Annotated in this window: 5 protein-coding genes; 3 read left to right on the forward strand and 2 right to left on the reverse strand. The window is 70.0% G+C overall.

Going from position 1 to position 5,772, the window contains the following annotated elements:
- The first annotated feature begins 273 nt into the window (after positions 1–273).
- Complete coding sequence (locus ACIRP7_RS45485; RefSeq protein WP_403672926.1) at positions 274–1,269, forward strand: TAXI family TRAP transporter solute-binding subunit; 996 nt, start codon at positions 274–276, stop codon at positions 1,267–1,269.
- Here ACIRP7_RS45485 and ACIRP7_RS45490 read toward each other — a convergent pair.
- Both ACIRP7_RS45490 and ACIRP7_RS45495 read right to left on the reverse strand, forming a co-directional pair.
- Complete coding sequence (locus tag ACIRP7_RS45490) at positions 1,259–2,641, reverse strand: ATP-binding protein (RefSeq protein WP_403672929.1); 1,383 nt, start codon at positions 2,639–2,641, stop codon at positions 1,259–1,261. The two genes, ACIRP7_RS45485 and ACIRP7_RS45490, sit on opposite strands and share 11 nt — an antisense overlap.
- 266 nt (positions 2,642–2,907) lie before the next feature.
- Positions 2,908–3,594, reverse strand: coding sequence for a response regulator transcription factor (locus tag ACIRP7_RS45495; RefSeq protein WP_403672931.1), 687 nt, complete (start codon positions 3,592–3,594; stop codon positions 2,908–2,910).
- Positions 3,595–3,895: 301 nt separating this feature from the next.
- On the opposite strand from ACIRP7_RS45495, the gene ACIRP7_RS45500 reads away from it, so the two are divergent.
- Positions 3,896–4,672: an amino acid ABC transporter ATP-binding protein gene (locus ACIRP7_RS45500; protein WP_403672933.1), complete on the forward strand. Its 777-nt coding sequence runs from the start codon at positions 3,896–3,898 to the stop codon at positions 4,670–4,672.
- 110 nt (positions 4,673–4,782) lie between these two features.
- Positions 4,783–5,628: a glutamate ABC transporter substrate-binding protein gene (locus ACIRP7_RS45505; protein ID WP_403672935.1), complete on the forward strand. Its 846-nt coding sequence runs from the start codon at positions 4,783–4,785 to the stop codon at positions 5,626–5,628.
- The last annotated feature ends 144 nt before the right edge of the window (positions 5,629–5,772 follow it).

Genomic DNA, 5,772 nt, shown 5'->3' on the forward strand with positions numbered 1-5,772 from the left:
CCCCCCCCCCCCCCCCCCCCCCCCCCCCCCCCCCCCCCCCCCCCCCCCCCCCCCCCCCCCCCCCCCCCCCCCCCCCCCCCCCCCCCCCCCCCCCGGCACCGACCCACCCACCGAACCCCACGCGCTACACCCGCCCCCACCGGTCCCGCAGCTGCGCCGCAGGCATCAGGGGCGCGGGGAACTGCGCACAACGCCCGCCCCCACCGAACCCGCACCCGCACCCGCACCCGCACCCGCTGGCCACCCTCCACCGCCCCTGGCAGGATCACCGCCATGCCCAAGCCGTTCCCCCGCCCCACCCGCCGCCAGGCGCTCCAGACCGCGGTCGCCACCCTCGTGGCCCTCGGCCTGCTCCTGTGGTGGCTGCTCCCGCTGGGCGAGACCCCCCCGACCGGCACGATCACCTTCAGCACCGGCACAAGGGCAGGCGTCTATCAGAAGTACGGCGCTCTCCTCCGCAACGCGATCCACAAGGACATGCCGGACCTGAAGGTGAAGCTGGAGACCAGCGCGGGCTCTCAGGAGAACGTCAGACTCGTGGCGCTCGGAAAGTCCGACTTCGCCATCGCCGCGGCCGACGCGGTGGAGACCTACCAGCACAACGGCGACCCCGGCGCCGACCAGCTCCGCGGCGTGGCCCGCCTCTACGACGACTACGTACAGCTCGTCGTCCCCGCCGACTCGGACATCCGCACCCTGGCCGACCTGAAGGGCAAACGCGTCTCCATCGGCGCCCCCAACTCCGGCGTACGACTGATAGCGGACCGCGTGCTCAACGCCGCCGGCATCGACCCGGACAAGGACATCCGGCCCAGCGCCCAGGGGATCGACACCGGCCCCAAGCTCCTCGGCCACGGCCTGGACGCGTTCTTCTGGTCCGGCGGCGTGCCCACCGACGGCCTCAAGCTGCTGGCCGAACGCTCCGCGTTCCGCTTCGTCCCGATCGAGCCCTCCCTCGTGGCGAAGCTGCACGCAGAGGGCGAGCCCACCCGCTACTACCGCGCCACCAACATGCCGGCGTCGGCGTACCCGTCCGTCCAGAACAACAGGACCGTCCCGACGATGGCCGTCTCCAACCTGCTGATCACCCGCAAGGACATGGACCCCGAGCTCACCGAGTGGCTCACCCGGACCGTGATCAAGAGCAGGGACGGCATCGGCCACGACGTCCACTCCGCCCAGCTGGTGGACGTACGCACGGCGATCTACACCGATCCGGTCCCCCTCCACGACGGCGCCCGCCGCTACTACCGCTCGGTCAAGCCGTAGGACGGCTGCGGGGCACGGAGACGGTCACGACCAGCCCGTGCGGCTCATGGCGGCCGTACGAGATCGCGCCGCCCCCGGCAGCCAGCAGTGCCCGCGAGATGGACAGCCCGAGGCCGGACCCCTTGATGTTCTGGTGCCGTCCGCTGCGCCAGAACCGGTCGCCGACCCGCGCGAGTTCCTCGTGGGTGAGCCCGGGTCCGCGGTCGGCGACGACGACCGTCGAGGTGTCCCCGTCCGCGGCGACCGTGACCTCGACGGTCTCACCCTCCGGGGTGAACTTGAGCGCGTTGTCGATGACCGCGTCGAGGGCGCTGGAGAGGGTGACGGGGTCGGCCCAGGCGGTGGTGGGCGGACAACTCCCCTCCAGCCGCACTCCCTTGGCATCTGCGGTGGGTGTCCAGGCGGCGACACGTTCGGCGGTGAGTTCACCGATGTCGGTGACTCTCAGGTCCGCCTCGGTGTGCTCGGCGAGCGCGAGGTCGAGGAGGTCGTCGAGGACCTGGGCCAGCCGTTTGCCCTCCGCCTGCACGGAGGCGATCTCGGCGTTGCCCTCGGGGAGTTCGAAGGCGAGCAGCTCGATACGGAGCAGCAGGGCGGCGAGCGGATTCCTCAGCTGATGGGACGCGTCGGCGACAAAGGCCCGCTGCTGTTCGAGGACGTCCTCGACGTTGTCCGCCATCTCGTTGAACGACCGTGCCAGGCGGCGGAGTTCGGGCGGCCCGCCGGCGACCGCGACCCGGGACTTCAGGGCCCCGCTCGCGATCGAGTGGGTGGTGGCGTCGAGGACCCGTACGGGCCTGAGCACCCAGCCGGTCAGCCGCAGCGCGGCGCCGACGGCCAGCAGCATGGCGGCGAGTTCGCCGGCGAAGATGACGAGCCAGTCGTGCAGGATCCGTGAACGCATCGGCCCGGTGGGCGAGTCGGTGACCACGACCGCGATGACGTCACCGTCCCGGATCACCGGCGAGGCGACGACCAGCCGGCCCCGCTGCCAGGGCCACACCTGCTGGGGGTCCTGGCTGCGGCGGCTGAGCAGGGCCTCGCCGAACGCGTCGCGCACCTCGCCCGTCCGGGGGAGGAACCAGCCGCGAGGCGCCGTGGCCATGGGTACGTCACCGTCGTAGAAGACACCGACGCGGATGCCGTAGACCTTGTAGTAGCTGGCGAGTTCGCTCTCCAGGGTCTCCAGGCGCTCGTCGGAGGCGTCGGTGACGAACTGGGCGAGCGCGGCGAAGTGCGCGGTGTCGTCGATGCGGTCGACGACGACCTTCTGCTGCTGCGCGGAGGCCACACCGATGGCGAGCGGTACTCCTAGGGCCAGCAGTACGGCGGCCATGAGGACGATGAGCAGCGGAAGCAGACGTGTACGCACGACCCCGCCTATGCCCCGGACCGCGGCCGCGAGCCCCGGCACACACGGGCGGCATGTCGAGGTGCGCGCGGTACCGCACCCCGGCACGGCCGAACCCCGTCACCCGCACCGCCCTGTCCCCGATCCCGGCCACCCCCGCGGGCACCCTCACCACCCGGCTCACCCGCGCCCACAGCCACCGTCCCTCACCCGACCCGATCTCCTCCCCCGAGCCTCGCACAGCTCCGGGCCCCGAGGCGCCGCCCCGGCCCCCGCCCCCCACTGCCTCACACCCCCGGCGCCACCAACCGGTACCCGACCCCCCGCACCGTCTCGATCAGCGCCGGCATCCGCAGCTTCGCGCGCAGGGACGCCACATGTACCTCCAGCGTCCGCCCGGTCCCCTCCCAGCTCGTGCGCCAGACCTCGCTGATGATCTGCTCGCGCCGGAAGACCACACCGGGCCGCTGGGCGAGCAGCGCGAGGAGGTCGAACTCCTTGCGGGTGAGCTGGACGACCGTGCCGTCCACGGTGACCTGACGGGTCGGCAGTTCGATGCGTACGGCGCCGAGGACCAGCGCCGTGTCCGCGCCGCCGGGCGCGTCCTCGTGGACGGTGCGCCGGCTGACGGCATGGATGCGGGCGAGGAGCTCCCCCGTGTCGTACGGCTTGACCACATAGTCGTCGGCGCCGAGGTTGAGCCCGTGGATGCGGGAGCGGACGTCGGAGCGGGCGGTGACCATGATCACCGGGGTGCTGGTGCGCTTGCGGATCTTGCCGCACACCTCGTAGCCGTCCTGGTCGGGCAGACCGAGGTCGAGCAGCACGACGCCGAAGCCGTCGCCCTCGGGGACGAGCGCCTGGAGTGCCTCCTCGCCGCTGCGGGCGTGCGTGACGTCGAAACCGTGCCGGGCGAGCACCGCGGAGAGCGCGGCGGCCACGTGGTTGTCGTCCTCGACGAGGAGAAGTCTCACCCCGGCCCCCTTTTATCCATCGGACGTACTATCTGAATAGGCAGTGAACAGGTAGAAATGTGCTTCCGCACGCGCGCATGCGCATCGTGCAGTCACGCTGATGGATGAGGACGGCGTCAAGAGGGTTCCGGTTGCGGCGGGGTTCCGTTACCCGGCCGATATGGCTACTGGTCACAAGTGCTACGACACGTGTCCGATTGCTATCGGATCGTGATGCTCAGATTCCCCTCAAGACTAATGACGCTGGTCGCATGGGGTCACTACTGTCCTCCGAAACCGAGGAGGACGGAGCCAGAGAGCGATGACCGAAGTATCGGTGGCCAAGGAAGACGTGGCCGCGACCGGCGAACTGGTCGTCCTGAAGAGCGTCAACAAGCACTTCGGCGCGTTGCACGTGCTCCAGGACATCGACCTGACGATCGCCCGCGGCGAGGTCGTCGTGGTCATCGGACCCTCCGGGTCCGGGAAGTCCACCCTGTGCCGCACCATCAACCGCCTGGAGACGATCGACACGGGTTCGATCGCCATCGACGGCAAGCCGCTGCCCCAGGAGGGCAAGGAACTGGCCCGGCTGCGCGCCGACGTCGGCATGGTCTTCCAGTCCTTCAACCTCTTCGCGCACAAGACCGTGCTCGAGAACGTGATGCTGGGCCAGATCAAGGTCCGCAAGGCCGACAAGAAGAAGGCCGAGGAGAAGGCGCGCGCCCTGCTCGACCGGGTCGGCGTCGCCACCCAGGCGGACAAGTACCCCGCCCAGCTGTCCGGCGGTCAGCAGCAGCGTGTCGCCATCGCCCGGGCCCTGGCGATGGACCCCAAGGTCATGCTCTTCGACGAGCCCACGTCGGCGCTCGACCCCGAGATGATCAACGAGGTGCTGGAGGTCATGCAGCAGCTCGCCCGCGACGGCATGACAATGATCGTCGTCACGCACGAGATGGGTTTCGCACGATCGGCCGCAAACCGCGTGGTGTTCATGGCGGACGGACGGATCGTCGAGGAGGCTGCGCCCGACCAGTTCTTCAGCAATCCGCGCAGCGACCGTGCCAAGGACTTCCTGTCGAAGATCCTGCACCACTGACGTGTCACACCGTTGACGTGTCACATCGTTGACGTAGCGCACAGCTGACGTGCCACCCGGATCGACCACCGACGGCTCGACTCTCTTCACCACCCAAAAGGATGTTCACCATGAAGCTCCGCAAGGTCACCGCCGCCTCGGCCGCCGTTCTCGCCCTCGCCCTGTCCGCGACCGCCTGCGGCGGCAACAGCAAGGACGCGGGCTCCGGCTCGGGTTCCGGCGGTGGCGGCACGATCAAGATCGGCATCAAGTACGACCAGCCCGGCCTCGGCCTCAAGGAGCCCGACGGCTCCTACTCCGGCTTCGACGTGGACGTGGCGACGTACGTGGCCAAGCAGCTGGGCTACAAGGCCGACCAGATCGAGTTCGTCGAGACCAAGAGCGCCGACCGCGAGAACGCGCTCGCCCGCAACGACGTGAAGCTCATCGCGGCCACCTACTCCATCACCGACGAGCGCAAGCAGAAGGTCTCCTTCGCCGGCCCGTACCTGCTGGCCCACCAGGACCTGCTGGTCAAGAAGGACTCCAAGATCAGCGAGGCCACGGACCTCAACGGCGAGAAGCTGTGTTCCGTGACCGGCTCCACCTCGGCGCAGAACGTCCACGACGACTTCGCCCCGAAGGCCCAGCTGCGGCAGTACAGCGGCTACTCCGAGTGCATCGCCGGCCTGCAGAGCGGCGCCGTGGACGCGGTGACCACGGACGACTCGATCCTCGCGGGCTTCGCGGCCCAGGACAAGTACAAGGGCCAGTTCAAGCTCGCCGGCCTCAAGCTGAGCAACGAGAACTACGGCATCGGTGTGAAGAAGGGCGACACCGCGACCCTGAACAAGGTCAACGCCGCGCTGCAGAAGATGGTCAGCGACGGCTCCTGGCAGAAGGCGGTCGACAAGAACTTCGGCCCGGCCGGCTACAAGAACGAGCCCGCCCCGAAGATCGGCGTCATCGTCAAGTAACGCAGGCACCCACCGGCGCGCCGCCGCCCCCCCCCCCCCCGGGGGGGGGGGGCGCCCCCCGGGCCCCCCCCCCCCCCACACCCCCCCCCCCCCCCCCCCCGGGGGGGGCGGGGGGGCGGTTTTTTGGGTTGTTATGGAGAGCGG

The organism is Streptomyces sp. NPDC102270, assembly GCF_044766405.1.
Classification (GTDB): Bacteria; Actinomycetota; Actinomycetes; order Streptomycetales; family Streptomycetaceae; genus Streptomyces.

Coding starts and splice junctions, on each gene's coding strand:
- ACIRP7_RS45485 (WP_403672926.1), top strand. CDS start 274: ATGCCCAAGCCGTTCCCCCGCCCCACCCGCCGCCAGGCGCTCCAGACC.
- ACIRP7_RS45500 (WP_403672933.1), top strand. CDS start 3,896: ATGACCGAAGTATCGGTGGCCAAGGAAGACGTGGCCGCGACCGGCGAA.
- ACIRP7_RS45505 (WP_403672935.1), top strand. CDS start 4,783: ATGAAGCTCCGCAAGGTCACCGCCGCCTCGGCCGCCGTTCTCGCCCTC.